The sequence below is a fragment of the Anaeromyxobacter sp. Red801 genome (assembly GCF_049201065.2).
In the GTDB taxonomy this organism is placed as follows: domain Bacteria; phylum Myxococcota; class Myxococcia; order Myxococcales; family Anaeromyxobacteraceae; genus Anaeromyxobacter.
Genome location: NZ_CM181236.1, coordinates 4,008,935 through 4,025,393 on the forward strand (window position 1 = coordinate 4,008,935; position 16,459 = coordinate 4,025,393).

Annotated in this window: 20 protein-coding genes; 11 read left to right on the forward strand and 9 right to left on the reverse strand. The window is 76.8% G+C overall.

Features of this window, described 5'->3' with window-relative positions:
- Nucleotides 1-83: 83 nt before the first annotated feature.
- Nucleotides 84-455: an antibiotic biosynthesis monooxygenase family protein gene (locus ACOQFB_RS18465; protein ID WP_059436181.1), complete on the forward strand. Its 372-nt coding sequence runs from the start codon at nt 84-86 to the stop codon at nt 453-455.
- Here the strand turns inward: ACOQFB_RS18465 and ACOQFB_RS18470 are convergent.
- The 3 genes from ACOQFB_RS18470 to ACOQFB_RS18480 all read right to left on the reverse strand — a co-directional run bounded on the left by ACOQFB_RS18470 (nt 452) and on the right by ACOQFB_RS18480 (nt 2,516).
- Nucleotides 452-1,444 (reverse strand): aldo/keto reductase, encoded by a 993-nt coding sequence (locus tag ACOQFB_RS18470; RefSeq protein WP_059436182.1) that lies wholly within the window; start codon nt 1,442-1,444, stop codon nt 452-454. The genes ACOQFB_RS18465 and ACOQFB_RS18470 overlap by 4 nt on opposite strands.
- 14 nt (nt 1,445-1,458) lie before the next feature.
- Complete coding sequence (gene yedF, locus ACOQFB_RS18475; protein ID WP_059436183.1) at nt 1,459-1,818, reverse strand: sulfurtransferase-like selenium metabolism protein YedF; 360 nt, start codon at nt 1,816-1,818, stop codon at nt 1,459-1,461.
- A 104-nt stretch (nt 1,819-1,922) separates the two neighbouring features.
- Nucleotides 1,923-2,516, reverse strand: coding sequence for an arsinothricin resistance N-acetyltransferase ArsN1 family B (locus tag ACOQFB_RS18480; protein WP_059436184.1), 594 nt, complete (start codon nt 2,514-2,516; stop codon nt 1,923-1,925).
- A 73-nt stretch (nt 2,517-2,589) separates the two neighbouring features.
- Between ACOQFB_RS18480 and ACOQFB_RS18485 the strand changes: the two genes are divergently transcribed.
- The 4 genes from ACOQFB_RS18485 (at nt 2,590) to ACOQFB_RS18500 (ending at nt 5,598) form a co-directional block, all read left to right on the forward strand.
- Nucleotides 2,590-3,558 (forward strand): LysR family transcriptional regulator, encoded by a 969-nt coding sequence (locus tag ACOQFB_RS18485; RefSeq protein WP_237757799.1) that lies wholly within the window; start codon nt 2,590-2,592, stop codon nt 3,556-3,558.
- Between the two features lie 344 nt (nt 3,559-3,902).
- Nucleotides 3,903-4,238, forward strand: a complete 336-nt coding sequence (locus ACOQFB_RS18490; protein WP_059436186.1) for a hypothetical protein — start codon at nt 3,903-3,905, stop codon at nt 4,236-4,238.
- A gap of 26 nt (nt 4,239-4,264) precedes the next feature.
- Nucleotides 4,265-5,377 carry a hypothetical protein gene (locus ACOQFB_RS18495; protein WP_494492310.1) on the forward strand — a complete coding sequence of 371 codons (1,113 nt, stop codon included), beginning with the start codon at nt 4,265-4,267 and terminating at the stop codon, nt 5,375-5,377.
- Between the two features lie 17 nt (nt 5,378-5,394).
- A complete protein-coding gene (locus tag ACOQFB_RS18500; RefSeq protein ID WP_059436188.1) occupies nt 5,395-5,598 on the forward strand; it encodes a hypothetical protein in 204 nt (67 codons plus the stop codon).
- A 16-nt stretch (nt 5,599-5,614) separates the two neighbouring features.
- Here the strand turns inward: ACOQFB_RS18500 and ACOQFB_RS18505 are convergent, their stop codons facing one another.
- Together ACOQFB_RS18505 and ACOQFB_RS18510 are read right to left on the reverse strand one after the other, a co-directional pair.
- On the reverse strand, nt 5,615-6,409 hold the full coding sequence (locus tag ACOQFB_RS18505; RefSeq protein ID WP_059436189.1) for a hypothetical protein: 795 nt from the start codon (nt 6,407-6,409) through the stop codon (nt 5,615-5,617).
- Nucleotides 6,410-6,418: 9 nt separating this feature from the next.
- Nucleotides 6,419-7,075: an alpha/beta hydrolase gene (locus ACOQFB_RS18510; RefSeq protein WP_059436190.1), complete on the reverse strand. Its 657-nt coding sequence runs from the start codon at nt 7,073-7,075 to the stop codon at nt 6,419-6,421.
- A gap of 117 nt (nt 7,076-7,192) precedes the next feature.
- On the opposite strand from ACOQFB_RS18510, the gene ACOQFB_RS18515 reads away from it, so the two are divergent.
- From ACOQFB_RS18515 to ACOQFB_RS18525, 3 genes are read left to right on the forward strand one after another with little or no spacing between them, the layout of a single operon-like run.
- Nucleotides 7,193-7,774, forward strand: a complete 582-nt coding sequence (locus tag ACOQFB_RS18515) for a biotin transporter BioY (protein WP_059436191.1) — start codon at nt 7,193-7,195, stop codon at nt 7,772-7,774.
- A complete protein-coding gene (locus tag ACOQFB_RS18520) occupies nt 7,771-8,499 on the forward strand; it encodes an energy-coupling factor ABC transporter ATP-binding protein (protein WP_421609044.1) in 729 nt (242 codons plus the stop codon). Before ACOQFB_RS18515 ends, ACOQFB_RS18520 begins: the two co-directional genes overlap by 4 nt.
- On the forward strand, nt 8,490-9,233 hold the full coding sequence (locus tag ACOQFB_RS18525) for a hypothetical protein (protein WP_421609045.1): 744 nt from the start codon (nt 8,490-8,492) through the stop codon (nt 9,231-9,233). The genes ACOQFB_RS18520 and ACOQFB_RS18525 overlap by 10 nt, the downstream gene beginning before the upstream one ends.
- A 58-nt stretch (nt 9,234-9,291) precedes the next feature.
- Here the strand turns inward: ACOQFB_RS18525 and ACOQFB_RS18530 are convergent, their stop codons facing one another.
- From ACOQFB_RS18530 to ACOQFB_RS18545, 4 genes are all read right to left on the reverse strand, one after another.
- The gene (locus tag ACOQFB_RS18530; RefSeq protein WP_421609046.1) at nt 9,292-10,032 is read right to left on the reverse strand and encodes a sensor histidine kinase; all 741 of its coding nucleotides are present in this window, start codon (nt 10,030-10,032) and stop codon (nt 9,292-9,294) included.
- Between the two features lie 153 nt (nt 10,033-10,185).
- The gene (locus ACOQFB_RS18535) at nt 10,186-10,812 is read right to left on the reverse strand and encodes an OmpW/AlkL family protein (RefSeq protein WP_421609047.1); all 627 of its coding nucleotides are present in this window, start codon (nt 10,810-10,812) and stop codon (nt 10,186-10,188) included.
- Nucleotides 10,813-11,025: 213 nt separating this feature from the next.
- The gene (locus ACOQFB_RS18540) at nt 11,026-12,222 is read right to left on the reverse strand and encodes a pyridoxal phosphate-dependent aminotransferase (RefSeq protein WP_421609048.1); all 1,197 of its coding nucleotides are present in this window, start codon (nt 12,220-12,222) and stop codon (nt 11,026-11,028) included.
- 69 nt (nt 12,223-12,291) lie between these two features.
- Nucleotides 12,292-13,236 carry a DUF5996 family protein gene (locus ACOQFB_RS18545; protein WP_059436197.1) on the reverse strand — a complete coding sequence of 315 codons (945 nt, stop codon included), beginning with the start codon at nt 13,234-13,236 and terminating at the stop codon, nt 12,292-12,294.
- Between the two features lie 182 nt (nt 13,237-13,418).
- On the opposite strand from ACOQFB_RS18545, the gene ACOQFB_RS18550 reads away from it, so the two are divergent.
- The 3 genes from ACOQFB_RS18550 to ACOQFB_RS18560 all read left to right on the forward strand — a co-directional run bounded on the left by ACOQFB_RS18550 (nt 13,419) and on the right by ACOQFB_RS18560 (nt 16,457).
- Entirely contained in the window at nt 13,419-15,233 is a 1,815-nt protein-coding gene (locus ACOQFB_RS18550) for a SuhR protein (protein WP_494492311.1), read from the forward strand.
- A 70-nt stretch (nt 15,234-15,303) separates the two neighbouring features.
- The gene (locus ACOQFB_RS18555) at nt 15,304-15,906 is read left to right on the forward strand and encodes a phosphatase PAP2 family protein (protein ID WP_421609050.1); all 603 of its coding nucleotides are present in this window, start codon (nt 15,304-15,306) and stop codon (nt 15,904-15,906) included.
- An 83-nt stretch (nt 15,907-15,989) separates the two neighbouring features.
- The gene (locus tag ACOQFB_RS18560) at nt 15,990-16,457 is read left to right on the forward strand and encodes a VOC family protein (RefSeq protein ID WP_421609051.1); all 468 of its coding nucleotides are present in this window, start codon (nt 15,990-15,992) and stop codon (nt 16,455-16,457) included.
- Nucleotides 16,458-16,459: the final 2 nt, after the last annotated feature.

Here is a 16,459-nt window from a genome sequence, read left to right on the forward strand (position 1 = left end):
CGATACTTGGCGGCGCGCCGGCCCGGGCGCAACGCCATGAATTCGTACAATCGCCGGGCCGCCGCGCGCCGCAGATCCCCGGCATGACCCTGCTCACCACGCCCCTCGAGGACGATCCCGCCCTGCAGTTCCGCATCGACGCGTTCGAGGTCCCCGAGGACGCGCGCGCCGAGTTCGAGGCCGCCATGCACGGCAACCTCGAGGTCCTCGCCGGGCTCCCCGGCTTCCGCGGCCACCTCGTGTTCCGCAAGACCGGCGGACCGTCGCGCTTCGACGTCCTGACGCTCGCCGTGTGGGAGAGCCGGGCGGCGCTCGACGGCGCCGTCGCGGCGGTGCGCGCGCACTACGAGCGGATCGGCTTCGACCGGACCGCCGCCCTCGCCCGGTGGCGGGTCCGGTCCGAGCTGGGCGGGTACGAGGTGCTGCGCCCGCCGGACCCGGCGCGAGAGCCCTAGCGGTCCACCGTCCGCATCCGGTCCTCGTCGTAGCGCGGGCCGGCCACCTTGCCCGGCGAGAGCGCCGCGTCCAGCTCGGCCCGCTCCGCGGGCGAGAGCGCGATCGCCCCGGCCGCGACGTTCTCCTCGAGGTACCGCCGGCGCTTCGTCCCGGGGATGGGCACGATGTCGTCGCCCTCGTGCAGCAGCCACGCGAGCGCGAGCTGGCCGGGCGTCGCGCCCTTGCGCGCGGCGAGCGCGCGGACCGCGTCGGCGGCGCGCACGTTCGCGTCGTAGTTCGCGCCCTGGAAGCGCGGGTCGCGCCGGCGGAAGTCGGTGTCGGGGTACTCCTCGGCCCGGCGCACCGCGCCGGTGAGGAAGCCGCGCCCGAGCGGCGAGAACGCCACCAGCCCGATGCCCAGCTCGCGGAGCAGCGGGAGGATCTCCGGCTGCAGGTTCCGCTCCCACAGCGAGTACTCGCTCTGCAGGGCGGTGATCGGGTGGACGGCGTGCGCGCGGCGGAGGGTCCTCGCCCCCGCCTCGGAGAGGCCGAGGTACCGCACCTTGCCCTCGTCCACCAGGCGCGACATGGCCCCGACCACGTCCTCGATCGGCACCGCGGGATCGACCCGGTGCTGGTAGAGGAGGTCGATCCGGTCGGTGCGCAGCCGCCGGAGCGAGCCCTCCACCGCCGCTCGCACGTGCTCGGGACGGCTGTCGAGGCCGCCCCTGCGCGCGCCCCCGGCGAGGTCGAAGCCGAACTTGGTGGCGACGACCGCCCGGTCGCGCTTCCCGGCCAGCGCGCGGCCGAGCAGCTCCTCGTTGTGGAAGGGCCCGTACACCTCGGCGGTGTCGAGGAAGGTGACGCCCAGCTCGAGCGCCCGGTGCAGCGTGGCGATCGACTCGGCCTCGTCGGCCTCGCCGTACGACTGGCTCATCCCCATGCAGCCGAGGCCGAGCGCCGAGACCTCGAGCCCCTGGCTGCCCAGCCTGCGCGTCGCGAGCGCCATGGACGCCTCCTCCGTCAGAGGGTGATCACCTTCGCCGCGGCCAGCGTGCGCTGCGCGATCTCGCGCATGTTGCTGACGTGGCCGACCTCGAGCTTGCCGGTGAGCTGGAAGAACTCGAGGCAGGTGATGCACGCGAGCAGGTCCACGCCGGCGTCGTCGAGCTGGCGCAGCGCCTCCAGGTGCGCCGAGCCGGGGCCGAGCAGCCGCACGGCGCCGTTGTAGAACACGATCGCCTCGGGCTTCGGCTCGAGGGACGCGAGCGTGCGCAGGTAGTTCGCGAGCAGCTTCGCCCCGAGCCCGTCGTCCCCGCGGCCCATCTGCTCCGCGTTCACCACCACCACCGTGCCGCCCTGCCGCGCCGCCGTGTCCGCCATCGCTCCTCCGCGCGCCCGCCGCGCTCCGCGCGCGGCGCCGTTCCGGCCATCCATACACCCGGGGCGCCGCGGCGTGGGGAAGGGTCGGAGCGGCCGGCGGGCGGCTACCGCGCGAGCAGGGCCTCGCCGGCGGCCAGGGCGCGGTCCCACGCGGCCGACCGGCGGAGCGCCTCGACCGGCAGGATCGGCCCGGGCGAGCCGGTCCGCTCGCGCAGCTCGAGCTGCCAGTACCCGACGTCGTGCCAGGCGCCCATCTTCCAGCCGACGCGCGGGTACACGCCGATCGGGCGGAAGCCGAGCGCCTCGTGCAGGCCCACGCTCCCGGCGTTCGGCAGCGTGATCCCGGCGTGGGCGGCGTGGAAGCCCTGCGCGCGGAGCAGCTCGAGGAGCGCCGTGTAGAGCGCGCGCCCGATGCCGCCGCGGCGCCGGCCCTCGCGCACGTACACCGTCACGTCCACGCTCCACCGGTACGCGGCGCGCTCGTGGTGGCGCGAGGCGTAGACGTACCCGTCCACCCGCCCCCCGTCCTCGCAGACCAGCCACGGCGCGAGCGCGAGCACCGCCTCCATCCGCCGCGCCAGCTCCTCGGGGCCGGGCGGCTCCAGCTCGAACGAGATGGGCGTCCCCGTCACCACCGCGCCGTAGATCTCCGCGACGTCGCCGGCGTCGTCGGGCGTGGCCATCCGGATGGTCCTCATGGCGTCCTCCGCGGGGCGCGTCGAGGCCCCGGACGCCGCTCAACATAGCCGTGCCGCTCGATTGACACAGCCGATGAACCGTATAGTTCGCATCGACGACCTCGATGGAGGCTGCATGGACCGGGAGCAGCTCGCGGCGTTCGACCAGGTGGCGCGGGAGGGGAGCTTCACCCGCGCCGCGATCGCGCTCGGCCTCGGCCAGCCGGCGGTGAGCGCGCGCATCCGCGCGCTGGAGGAGCAGGTGGGCGGCGCGCTGTTCACGCGCGGCCGCCGGGTGGCGCTCACCGCGCTGGGCGAGAGCCTGCTGCCGTACGCGCGGCGCGCGCTGGAGGTCCTGGCCGAGGGGCTGGAGGCGTCGCGGCTCGCGCAGGTCGGCCAGCGCGGCCGCGTCCGGCTCGGCACGCTCGGCTCGGTCGCGGGCGGCCTGGTGGGCCCGGCGCTCGGCGCGTTCGTGCGCGCCCACCCCGAGGTCGACTGCCTGGTGCGGGCCGGCGACCACGAACGCATCGTGGGGCTGCTGCTCGACGGCCTCGTCGACCTCGGGATCGTGACGTGGCCCTGCACGGATCCGGTCGGCGCCGAGCTGCAGGACGTGCTGCGGTTCCACGAGCCGGTGGTGCTGGTGGCGCGCCCCGGCCACCCCATCACCACGCGCCCGGCCCTCACGGCCGGCGAGCTGGTCGAGCTGGGCCGGCCCATGTTCCGGTTGCGGTGGTGGCAGGCGCACCACCCGCTCCTGACCCGCCTCGCCGAGCAGGCCGGGACGCCGGTGGAGCTCCCCATGGAGACGGCCCGCGCGCTCGCGCTGGAGGGCGCGGGGGTCGGGTTCTTCGTGCGGACCTACGTCGCCGAGGACCTGGCGCGCGGCGCCCTGGCGGAGGTCGCGGTGCGCGAGCTCCCGCGCCTCCACCGGGACACGGCGCTGGTGCGGCGCCGGCGCGGCGGCCCGCTCTCGCCGGCCGCGGCCGCGCTGGTGGAGCTGCTGCGCCGGCAGGCGGCGGCGCTGGGGGTGCTGGAGCGGCGGAAGCGCGCCGCGCGGTAGCGGCCGCCGGCCAGCACGATGGGTGCGAAATCCGCACGGTACGTGTGTGGACCTCGCCCGCGCGCCGCGGGACTCCCTCACCCGAAGGGCGAAGTCCACGTCGGCGGCGGAGGCGAGCCCCGCGCTCCGCGGCCCTCTCAATCCCCTTGCGCCTCGCGCCCCTGGACGCGATTCACTGTCCGTATATCTACACACCGTTGACAACCCGCCGGGGGCCGTATTCGGATGAACGTCGGTTCCGGCTGCGCTGCCAATCGGTTCCGTGGGCGCGCCGGGGGGTGTCCCCAGCGATGCGTCGTCCAGCCTGCGCCTCCGGGCGGCAGGACGGGAAAGGAACGTGCCCGATGAAGACCTTGGAGTACTACCAGCTGCGCGCGGGCGGGCTCGGCATCATCGCCGGGCTCGCCGCGCTCTGGGGCGCCGTGGTGGGCGGAGCCGTCGGCCTCGCCCAGCATCAGTGGGGACCCGTGCTGCTGTTCGCAGGATGGGCAGCCGCCGTCGCGGTGGTGTACGGGACGCCGATCGGCCGGTGGGTCGCGCGCTCGGTGAACGGCTTCGTCCCCGAGATGCTGTTCCTCGTCCTGCTCGTGGCGCCGTACTTCGTGCTGGTCTGGCCGCCGCGGAAGCTCGCGGTCAGCCGCGGGTGGATCGTCGAGCTGGACGTCGAGCCCGGCGTCTAGCTCGCCACCGTCTGCCGGGGGAGACCATGGACTCGCGAAAGGCGCTGGAGGATCTCGCCGTCGGCATCGGGCGCATCGACGCTGCGATCGGCGCGCTCCACGACGAGGCCTATGCGTTCATGAAGCGGCACAGCGACGGCGCGGCCGACAGCGCGGGCGTGTACACGTTCTTCTACCGGGATGAGGGCCGCAAGCGCGTCCTGCCCGCGCTCGAGGCGTTGCTCGCGGAGCTCCAGGCGCTGGATCCGGAGCGCACGCACGCGGACGTGTGGGCGGAGGCGCTGCAATCCAAGGCCATCTACCACTACAACTTCGCCGCGCAGGTCCACGAGCTGGAGCGGTACTTCGAGGAGGCGTGCGAGCGCGTCCCATCCCCCTTCGCCTCCTCCGACACCGAGGCGGACTTCAGGGCCGCCCTCGACGCGTACGAGCAGGTCGCGCACCTCGAGGGAACATCCGGCGCCAGACACCTCGCGAGCATCGGCGAGCTGCGGTGGCGGCTCAAGAATCGGAGGGCGGCCGCGGCGGACCTGCAGGCCTTCCTGGAGCACTCCGACAACTCGACGAAGCGGCTCGCGGCGCGGCAGCTGCTCGCGCAGATCGCGGAGTACGACGACGCGCGCGTCGCGCGCATCGGGAAGCGCGAAGGGGCCGCCGGGTCGTCCGCCTGCATCATCGCGACCGCGTGCGTGGGCGCCGACGCGCCCGAGATCGCGGCGCGCGGTGCACGCGATCGGTCCATCACGGCGGATCCGGTCGCGCGCGACTTCTTCCACGTCTTCTGGAGCCGCTACTACGAGTGGTCGCCCAGCGTGGCACGCCTGGCCGAGGCAGACCCGTCGCTGCGCGAGCACCTGCGCTGGGGCTTTCTCGAGCCGTGGCTCGGCTGGCTCGAGTTCGTCGCCAGGACCGGCCGGCAGCCGCTCGAGACGCTCGGCGCCGAGGAACGCGATGCGCTGCTCCGGCGGCTGGTCGAGCGACGCGACGCGTGGCTGGCCGAGCTGCCCGGCCGGCTCGAGTCGAAGCGCCCCGCCGACGCGGAGGTGTTCGCTGCCTTCGAGCGGTTCCGCGGGCTCGTCGCCGAGGCCTGGGCCGGGCTGGACGGCTCGCGAGACGACCCCCACCGCGAACGAGCCTGAACGACACGGAGGCGCACATGGCGCTCGAGGAGCTCGCCAGGGCGAGGTGCCCGCGAGGCGACAGCCACCGGGTGTGGATCGACGGTCGCAAGGTCTACGTGCAGGACGCCGGGGGCAGCCGCCGCTGTGCGAATCCCTGGGGCCCGGAGGCACGCGACGCCGGGCACGCCATGGACATCGCCCAGTCGTTCCTCGCCACCCTCTGCCCGCGCCGCGGGTGATCCGGCGCCGGCCCGCTCAGCGCGTCGCGCCGGAGGCGGCGCGCGCCTCCGGCCCGCCGGCGGGGCCGAAGGTGAGCTGGTACGCGAGGTAGGCCTGCGCGGCGCGGGAGCCGAGCGCGCGGCCCGCCGAGGCGAGCACGTGGTGCAGCTCGCCAAAGTCGAGGACCGCGCCGACGTTGAAGCGCGTGTCGCCGCTCCCGCCCGGCTCGCGCGCGGTCGCGTGGAACACCTCGGCGCCGAGCGCGACGCCCTCCGCCACCCGGCGCTGCGCCTGCCATCCGAGGAGCCACCAGCTCCGGTTCCCCGCGCCGGGGCTCACCCAGTACCCGCCGCCGCCGTAGGTCGTCCACTCGCCCAGGCTCTTCTGCAGCCACACCGGCAGGAACACCTGCGCGTGGCCGGCGCCCAGGCCGCGGCGGTCGTCGCCGGTGGGCAGCTCCACCAGCGGGAACACGCCCACCTGCGGCCGGCGCTCGCCCTCGTGCACGACGCGCCACTTGGCGCCGAGCTCGGTGTCGCCGTAGCCGGCGCGGGCCGGGCCGCCGGGCGGGCGCACCCAGGCGAGCGGCGCGACCAGGTGGAGCTGCAGGTCGGGGAGCGCGCCGTGGTTCACCTCGACGTGCGGGGCGGTGCCGCCCCAGCCGTCCGCGTGCGACCACTGGTCGGCGGTCGCGAGGTAGACCTCCCAGTGGCGGAACGGCACCGGCTCCGGGTCGTCGGTGGTGTACGGCGGGCCGGCGAGCGCGCGCGCCGGCGCGAGCGCGGCGGCGCAGGCGACCGCGAGGGCGCGGGCGCGGGCGCGCGGATGCACGGCGCGAGCCTACCCCAGCCGCGCCGAGAGCCAGCCCGCCGCCTCGGCCAGCGTCTCGGCGGTGACCTCGTGCGCGCAGTCGAGCTCGCGGTGGACGAGGCGCGGCCCGAGCGCGGGGGCGAGCAGGTCGCGGATGGCGCGGCCTTGCTCCGGCGGGAGCACCGGGTCGGCGAGGCCGTGCAGCACCAGCACCTCCAGGCCGGCGAGCTCGCCGGCCGGCCCGGGCTGGCCGGGGAGCGGGCGGCCGGAGTGGAGCACCGCGCCGCGCACCAGCTCCGGGCGCGCCAGCGCCGCCGCGAGCGACATGGCCGCGCCCTGGCTGAAGCCGAACAGGAACGTGCGCGCGGGGTCGGTGCCGAGCGCGGCGGGCGCGTCCGCCAGGAACGCCAGCAGCGCCTCGAGGCTGGCGGCCGCCTGCGCCACGTCGTGGCGAGGCGGCGCGGTGCGCCAGTCGATGGCGTACCAGGCGAAGCCCATGGGCTCCGCCTCGTTCGGCGCGCGCAGCGAGACCGTGAGGAACCGCGGGTCGAGGTGGGCGGCGAGCGGCAGGAGATCGCGCTCGTCCGCGCCGATGCCGTGCAGCAGCACGAGCAGCGGAGGCTTCGCGGAGGGCACGCGCGGCGGGCGCACCACGTGGACCATCGGCAGCGCGGGGCGGGAGGTCATGGCCGGGGGCACATCTAACCTGCCGCGAGGCGGCGCGCCTCGCCCGTGCGCGCCCTTGCGCCCACGCGCCGGAGGTGGTTCCTTGGCGCGCCGCACCCGCGGCCACGCAGCCCAGCCATGCCCGCCCCGAACGCCGACCCCGCCCCGCCCCGCCCCGCGCCGGCTCCCCCGCTCGCCCGCGTGCACCGGCTGGTCTGGACGGCGCTGCTCGCCGCGTGCATCGCGGTGGGCGCGTGGATCCAGGTGCCGGTCGGCGCCGTGCCCATCACGCTCCAGCCGCTGTTCGCGTTCCTGGCCGGCTACCTCCTCGGCCCCGCGCGCGGCGCCGCGGCGGTGGCGCTCTACGTGGCGGCGGGCGTGCTCGGCCTCCCGGTGTTCGCGGGCGGCGCCGCCGGGCTGGGCGTGGTGCTCGGTCCGACCGGCGGCTACCTGTTCGGCTTCGTGGTCGCGGCGGCGCTCACCGGCCTCGTCCCGCGGCGCGGCCCCATCGGCTGGGGCGCCGGCCTCGTCGCCGGCGCGGCGGCGCTCGCGGCCGCCTACGTCATCGGCGCGGCCTGGCTCGCCGCGGTGCTCCACCTCGGCGCGCGCCAGGCGATCGTGGCCGGCGTGGTCCCGTTCCTGCCGTTCGACGTGGTGAAGGTGGTGGTCGCGCTGTGGGTAGCGCGCCGCCTCCGGGCGCAGGGGCTCGCGCCGGCATGATCCGCGCGGACGGGCTCGGCTACGCGTTCGGCGCGGGCGGACCGGCGCTCGAGGCGATCGACTTCGCGCTGCCGCGCGGCGCGCTCTGCGCGGTGGTGGGCGCGAACGGCTCCGGCAAGTCCACGCTGCTCGCGCTCCTCGCCGGGCTGTTCACCCCGAGCGCCGGGACGCTCGCGGTGGGCGGCGACGCCTCGCCCGGCGCCGAGGAGGCCATCCGCCGCCGCGCGGCGCTGGTGCTCCAGGACCCGGATCAGCAGATCATCGGCGCGACGGTGGAGGAGGACCTGCTGCTCGGGCTGCGGCCCGGCGACGCCGCGGCGCGCGACGCGGCCCGGGCGCTCGCGGCGCGGCTCGGCCTCGCCGACCTCGCGGCGCCGGTCCACGCGCTCTCGCTCGGGACGCGCCGGAAGCTCTGCATCGCCACCGCGCTCCGCGACGCGCCCGAGGTGCTGCTGCTCGACGAGCCGTTCGCCGGGCTCGACTACCCGGCCATCCGCGAGGTGCGCGCGGTGCTCGCCGCGAACCGGGCGGCGGGCGTCACCCAGGTCGTGGCCGCGCACGACCTCGAGGCGCTCGCGGACCTCGCCGATCGCTGGCTGGTGCTGGAGCGCGGGCGGCTGGTGGCGGACGGCGCGGCCGAGGCCGTGTTCCCGCTGCTGCGCCGGCACGGGGTCCGGCCGCCGGGCGCGTGGCTCTCCGCGCACGGGCTCGACCCATGGGCGTGACCGGCGCGCCGTCCTGGCCCGCCGCGCGGCGGGCGCGCGGTCCGCTCGGCGAGGTGGACGGGCGGGTGGTGCTGCTGCTCGCGCTCCTGTTCGGCGTGCTCGTGTGGCGCGCCGGCCCCGCGGCCAACGCCCTCTACGCGGCCGGCTTCGCGGGGGCGCTGGCGGCGTCCGGGGCGACCGCGCGCGAGGCGCGCCGGCTGGCGCGCTGGGCGGGCGGGTTCGCGCTGCTGTGGGGCGGCGTGAAGCTCGCGCTCGACCTCGCCGGCGGCACCCCGCCCCCGGCCGCGCTCGCCACCGCCGGGCTGCTGTGCCTTCGGCTCGCGGCGCTGCTCCTGCTCGGCGCCGCGGTGAGCGCCCTCGTCAGCCCGCGCGCGCTGGGGCTCGCGCTCGCCACGCTGACGCGCCCGGTGCTGCGCGACCGCGCCTGGAGCGCCTCGCTCGCGCTCCTGCTCATGGTCCACTTCGTCCCGCGCGCGCTCGCCGCGTTCGAGGCGGCGCGCGCCGCGCTGCGGGCGCGGCGGCTGCGCCTGTCGAGGACCCGGGCGCTGGCGCTGGTGGTGGAGGCCGGGACGCGCAACCTCGCGCGCATGACCTGGGACCAGACGCTGGCGGTGGCCGCGCGGCGGCTGGACCGGCCCGAGGCGTGGACCGGCGTGCCCCCGCCCCGCGCCCGCGACTGGTGCGCCGGCGCCGCGGTGGCGGCGCTCGCGCTCGCGGCGGCCGCGCTCCTCTAGCTCGCCCTCCACGGGCTCGGGGCGAGCGGCTCCAGAGCGCGTCCCGCTCGACGGCCTCCTAGGCCGCCCGGGCGCGCCGGGGCAGCGTGGCCCGGACCACGGTGCCCTTGCCCGGCTCGCTCTCGTATCGGAGCGAGCCGCCGTGCATCGCGATCACCGAGCGCACGTGCGCGACGCCCAGGCCGTTCCCGCCGGAGCGGGTGCTGAAGAACGGCGTGCCGAGCCGCTGCAGCGCGTCCGGCGCGATGCCGCTGCCGGTGTCGCGCACCACCAGCTCGGCCCCCTCCGCCGACGACAGCACCTCGACCGCGACCTCGCCGCCCGGCGGGGTGGCCTCGATCCCGTTCGCGACCAGGTTGACGAGCGCCTCCTCGAGGCGCCGGGGATCGGCCTCGACGGTCGCGTCCCCGTGCGTCACGAGCCGCACCCGCGCCTCGCTCGCGCGCGCCGAGAGCCCCTGGAGCACGCCGGAGACGAGCGGGCCCACCTCGACCCGGGCCGGGGCGAGCTCGGCCATCCCCCGCGCCGAGGCGAGGTAGTCGCGCAGGATCCGCTCCATCCGCTCGACCGCCCGCGCCACCTGCTCGAGCCGCTCGTGCGACGCGGCCTCCCGCGGGTTGGCCAGCCCGAGCTGGACGAGCGCCTTCACCGCGGTGAGCGGGTTCTTCAGCTCGTGCGCCAGCGTCGCGCCGTCGAGGCCGGCGTCGCGGGACGCCGCGCCGTCCGCCGCGGCATGCTCCCGGACGCCGCCGCCCACGGCCGGTGCCGCTTGCCCACCCGGGTCCCTCGCGTCCCTCATGGCTGCGACCTCCTCCCCGTCGCCCGCGTGCGCGTCGTCCGCGCGCGGGCGACGGGGAGATAGCAGGGCGCCGGCTGCCGTTGAACGCGCACGGAGGCGCGGGGCCCGCGCAAGAACGCGCGCGTCACGCCCGCGCCCGGCGCGCCTCCGAGGCTAGAACCGGTACCCGATGCCCCCGCCGATCAGCCACGGATCGACGCGGACCTCGCTCACCTTGGCACCGCCGGCCTTCACGTCGGACCGGATCGTGACGTACTTCACGTCCGCGTTGGCGTACCAGCGCCCGGTCACCTGCACGTCCACTCCCGCCTGGGCCGCGAGCCCGAGGCTGGAGTCCTCCAGCTCGAGCTTGCCGACGCCGGGCACCGCGAGGTCGGTGGCGGTGATGAGCGTGAAGTTCACGCCGGCGCCGAGGTACGGCTTCACGCGACCGAGGGGCAGGTGGCCCTGCACCGTGAGCGTCGGGGGCAGGTGGCTGAACGTCCCGATCTTCGCGCCCGACAGCTTCACGTCGTGCTCCTGCGGGTAGGTCAGGACGAGCTCGGCCGCGAGGAACCGGTTGAAGAACCAGGAGACGTCCACCTCGGGGATGACCTTGTCGCTCACGGTGATCGCGTCCTTCGGGACCCCGAGCGCGGGGATGGCGTCGGACCGGTCGGCCGGGCCCAGGTACAGCGCGCGCAGCCGGACCATGAGGCCGGACTCCGGGGTGGGCTCCTGCGCCTTCGCCACCGGCGGCATCGCGAGCGCGAGCGCCATCACGAGCAGCATTCGCTTCATCGGGTCTCCTCCGACGCCGGCGGGCCGGCCGTCGCACGTTGTGTGCGCGGCCGCACTGCAACCGCGGCGCCGGGCCGGAGGGGCGCGGAACGACGGCGTTCCGCGCGGCGGCGCGGGCGCCGGTGGGGCGGGGTTGTCGTCGGCGGAGTGGGATCGTCTTGCGCGTTGGCGGCGCGCGTGCGACCGCGCGCCGCAGGCCGCGAGCGCCGGCCGCTAGGCCCCGCGCGCCTTCCGCGCGGCGCGGGCGAAGCCCGGGGCGGCGCGCCGGATCACCTGCTCGTCCACGCAGAACGTGAGCCGGACGTAGCCCGGCATGCCGAAGCCGCGACCCGGCACGGCCAGGATGTTCTCCTCCAGCAGGAGCCGCACGAAGGCCTGATCGTCGCCGCCCGGCGCCTCCGGGAAGAAGTAGAACGCGCCCTCGGGCAGGTGGAACGCGATGCCGGCGCCGGTGAGCGCCTCGGCCATGGCGCGGCGGCGGCGATCGTAGACGGCGACGTCCACGCTCTCGTCCACCAGCGCCTCGACGAGCCGCTGCCCCACCACCGGCGCGTTCACGAAGCCGAGCGTGCGGTTGGTGAGGGTGAGCGCGTCCACCAGCACCTGCGCGTCGGGCATGGCGGGGTTCACCAACAGATAACCCACCCGCTCGCCGGCGAGCGACAGGCTCTTCGAGAACGAGCCCACCACCAGCGAGAACGGGGTGAGCGGCAGGATCGGCGCCACCTCCGCGCCGCCGTAGGCGAGCCGGCGGTAGGGCTCGTCGGAGACGAGGAACACCGGGCGCTCGCGGCCCTGGTTGACGCGCGAGAGCAGCGCGCCGAGCGCCCGCATCGTGGCGGCGTCGTAGATGCGGCCGGTGGGGTTGTTGGGCGAGTTGACGAGCACCACCCGCGCGCGCGGGCCGATGGCGGCCTCCAGCGCGGCGAGGTCGGGGGTGAAGTCCGGCACCTTCGACGGCACCGCCCGGAGCACGCCGCCGAAGTGGCCGGCGTACGCGCCGTACTCCACGAAGTACGGCGCGAAGCACAGCACCTCGTCGCCCGGCTCCAGCACCGCGCGGAAGAACGTGACCAGCCCGCCGGCGGCGCCGCAGGTGAGCACGAGGTGCCGCGCCTCGACCGGCGCCTGCTGCTCGGCGGCGAGGCGGCGCGCCAGCGCCACGCGGACCGAGGGCAGCCCGGCGTTCGGGCAGTAGCCGAGCCCCATGGGCGCGGTGATCTGCTCGGCGAGGCCGCGCAGCGCGGCGGCGGCGGCGGGGGGCGGCGGGACGTCCGGGTTCCCCAGGCTGAAGTCGAACACGTTGTCGGCGCCGATGCGCTGCTTCAGCTCGAGGCCGGCGTCGAACATGCGCCGGATCCAGGAGGCGCCCTCCATCTCGCTGCGGATCTGCCGGGTGACCACGTCCATGTGCCGCCTCCTTGCCGGGCCGTCCGTTCTACACCATCTGGTCCGGGCCCGCCGAGCCGGCGGGCGGGCTCACGGACCGGGCGCCGGGGCGCCGGCGGCCCGCTCCAGCGCGGCGCGATCCCAGCCGCCCAGGCTCGCGCCGGCGCGGTAGGCCGCCTCGCAGAACGCGCGGATCTCCGCGGCCGGATCCGGCGCGGCGCGGGCCGCCGCGTACGGGAGCAGGAACTCGCCCAGCCGCGCGTCGTAGCGCGCGCCCGCGACGCCCAGGTCCGCGTCGCGGAAGCCCGGCGGCTCCGGCGCCGCGTAGGCGTAGAGCACCGGCTCCTCCACGCGGGCCCCGGAGGCGGCCGCGCCGCCCGGCCAGAAGCCGAACGAGATCACCTCGTGCGAGTACGCCTCGCGCGTCACGGCGTCGGCGCCCGGCCGCTCCGGCGCGCGCCGCCCGGAGAAGCGCGTCGCCGCGAGGTCGAAGCTTCCCCAGAAGAAGTGCACCGGGCTCTGCTTGCCGAGGAACCCGTCGCAGAGCGACTCCAGCGCGGCCGCGCAGCGCCGGAGCACCTGCCAGAAGCGGTTCGCGGCCTCGGCGTCGTACGGCCGCGGCGCGTCGTCCCGGTCGAACGGGACCGGATCCGGCACCTCGCAGGGCACCGGCGAGAGGCGGGCCCTCACGCCCAGCGCGCCGAGCAGCGCCCGGTACTCGTCGTAGAACGCGTGCACCGAGCGCGGCGCGAGCGGGACGGAGGCGGTGCGCCGATCGGTCCGCACCGCCAGCACGTGATCGACGAGATCGAGCTCGAGGTCGAGCCAGCCGTCGGGCGTGGCGATCGGGACCGGGCTGGCCAGGCCGCGGGCGGAGACGCGCAGCGCGGTGTGCCACCAGTGGTTCTGCGCGGGGGCGAGCGCCAGCAGCGTCTTGCCCATGATCTGGGTCCACATGTGCAGCGCGTGGCGGGTGCCGTCCCACGGGGCGAGCGGCAGGTCGGGCCAGGCGGCCGCGGCGGGAACTCGGGTCATCGGAGCGCCTCCGGCACGGACATGTGCGCCGGCGCGGCGGCGCGCCGGGCTCGCACGGGGGCGGCATCGCGGACGGGTGGACCCGCGCGGCAGGCGCCCCCACGGCGCGCGGCCGCTGGCTCGACAAGCCCCTCACCGATGGCAAAGTGGCCTGCGATCGTGACAGCCGCGAGGGACTCCGCATGCAGGACGGGACGGGCGAGGCCGAAGGGCTCGAGTGCGACCTGGTGATGAAGGGCGGCATCACGAGCGGCGTGGTGTACCCGCTCGCGCTGGTGGAGCTGGCGCGCCGGTACCGCTTCCGCTCGGTGGGCGGCTCGTCCGCGGGCGCCATCGCGGCCGCGGCGGCGGTGGCGGCCGAGTACGGGCGGCAGACCGGCGCGACGGCGCCGGGGTCCGGCTTCGCCGGCCTGGCGGCGCTCCCCGCCAGCCTGGGCGAGCGGCTCCCCGGCGGCGGCTCGCGGCTGTCGTCGCTGTTCCAGCCGACGCGCCGCACCCGGCCCGTGCTCGACGCGCTGCTCGGGGCGGCGCGGGGCGGGAGCGCCGCCGGCAAGGTGGCGGGCGCGGCCGCGCCGCTCGTCCTCGCGTCGCCGGGGCGCTGGGTGGCGCTCGCCGGGCTCCTGCTCGCGGGCGCAGTGGGCGCGCTCGCGACGCGGCAGGACGGGCTCGCCGCGGCGGCGGCGCTCTGGCTCTCCGCCGCCGCGGTGCTGGGGCTCGCCGCGCTCGGCGCCGCGGCGGCGTCGGCCGTCTCGGCGCTCGGCGCCATCGCCGACAACGGCCTCGGGGTGTGCAGCGGCTTCGCCCCGCCCGGCGGCGGCGGCCCGCCGCCGCTCACCGCCTGGCTGCACGGCCTCGTCCAGACGCTGGCGGGGACGCGCGAGGTGCTCACGCTCGGCCACCTCGAGCGCCACGGCCTGCGGCTCGAGGTCACCACCACGAGCGTCACGCACCAGCGCCCGTTCCGGCTGCCGCTCCACCCCGACGACCCGGTGTTCTTCTTCCGCGAGGCCGAGTTCCGGGCCCTGTTCCCGGGCGAGGTGGTGGACCGGCTGGTGGAGGCCGGGCGCGCCGAGGAGGCGGAGCGCCGGGCGCGCACCGACGGCCGGCGCGTGCGGCTCCCCGCCCACGACCCGTCGCTGGTGCTCTTCCCGCGCGGGCCCGGGCTGCCGGTGCTGGTGCTCGCGCGCATGAGCCTCAGCTTCCCGCTGCTCCTCGGGGCGGTGCCGCTGCACGGCGTGGACTGGACGCGCAGGCGGAACCAGCGGCGGCGCGCCGAGCCGGAGCTGGAGCGGGCCTGGTTCTCCGACGGCGGGATCTGCTCCAACATCCCCATCCACTTCTTCGACGCCGCGCTGCCGACCCGCCCGACGTTCGCGATCGACCTCCGCGCGCAGCACCCCGATCACCCGCTCGGCGCCTGGCTGCCCGCGAACAACGCGTCGGGGATCGCGCAGCGCTGGCACCGCCTCGGCGCGGGGCGCGCCGCGCCGCTCCGGTTCCTGGCCGCGGTGGTGACCACCATGCAGACCTGGGTGGACGAGATGCAGCTCACCGCGCCGGGCTACCGCGACCGCATCGTGCACGTCTCGCACGCGGCCGACGAGGGCGGGCTCAACCTCGAGATGCCGCCGGAGGTGATCGCGCGGCTCGCCGCGCGCGGCGCCGACGCCGGCGTGCGGCTGCGCGACCGGTTCCGCTGGGACGACCACCGCTGGATCCGCTTCCGCTCGCTGCTCGACGTGATGCAGCGGTACGTCGCGCCGGCCTGGGCGGCGCACGCGCCCGGCACGCCGGGCCGGGCGGCGCTGCTCGAGCTGCTCGAGGCGCACCGGGGTGGCCGCGGCAGCTACCCGGTCACCGGGCCGCAGGCGGACTGCGCGCGGGCGGCGCTGGAGGGCGTGGACCGGCTGGTGGACGCGGCCGCGGCCACCGGCGGCGACCTGCGCGAGCGGGCCCCCCGGCCCGCGCCGGAGCTCCGGGCGCGCCCGCGCGTGTAGCGGCGCGGCCCCCGGAGCCGCCGAAACGGGGTAAGAGGAGGGCCTCAGGACCGCGCTCCCCGGGGACCCCGTGCTCGCAGCGATCACCCACGACCTCCACACCGCCGGCGAGGCCTGGCTGTTCCGCGCGCTGAACGCGGACGGCGGCCCCATCCTCGACGGCCTCATGGTGCTGGTGTCGTCGAAGCCGTTCGGCGCGGCGTGGGCGATCCTGCTCGCGGCGCTCATCGCGCGCGCGGGGCGCGGCCCGCTCGCCGCCCGGCTCCGCCTGGTGGCCGCGCTCGGCGCCGCCATCGCGATGAGCGACGGCCTCGGCTCGCAGCTGCTGCGGCCGCTCCTCGCGCGGCGCCGTCCCTGCTACGCGCTGCCGCCCGGCACGTTCCGCTGGCTGGCGCCCGCCGCCGACGTGGGCTCGCTGCCCAGCCTGCACGCGGCGAACTTCTTCGCCATGGCCACCGTGGCGGCCGCCGCCGGCCCGCGCCTCGGGCTCGCGGCGCTGGGCGTGGCGGTGCTGGTGGCGCTGAGCCGCGTCTACGTGGGCGTGCACTGGCCCACCGACGTGCTCGCCGGCGCCGCCTGGGGCATGGTGTGCGGGATGGTGGCGCGCCTGCTCGCCACCTGGCTCTGGGCGAGGTGGCAGCGGCGGCGCCCGGCGGCGCCGGACCTACCCTGAACGGTTGTTCACCCGCCGGGGGCGTCGATCCCGGCGCCGCGCCGTGACACTCCTCGTGAGAACCCGAAGCCGAGGAGCGCCCGATGTCCGCCGCCGTCAACCACGTCCCCGACGCCTACCACGCCCTGACCCCCTACCTCGTGATGAAGGAGGCCGGCCGGGCGATCGAGTTCTACAAGCAGATCTTCGGCGCGGTGGAGATCATGCGCCTGCCCGGGCCGGAGGGCCGCGTCGGCCACGCGGAGCTGAAGATCGGCGACTCGCCGTTCATGCTCGCGGACGAGCACCCGGAGATGGGCGCGCTCGGCCCGAAGTCCATCGGCGGCACCGCGGTCGGGCTCGTCGTGTACGTGCCCGACGTGGACGCCACCGTGGCCCGCGCCGTCGCCGCCGGCGCCACGCTGAAGGGCGCCGTGGAGGACAAGTTCTACGGCGACCGGATGGGCTCCATCGTCGATCCGTTCGGCCACCTCTGGCACGTCGGCACGCACAAGGAGGACGTCTCGCCGGAGGAGATGCAGCGCCGGATGGCGGCGCTGCCGGCCATGTGAGC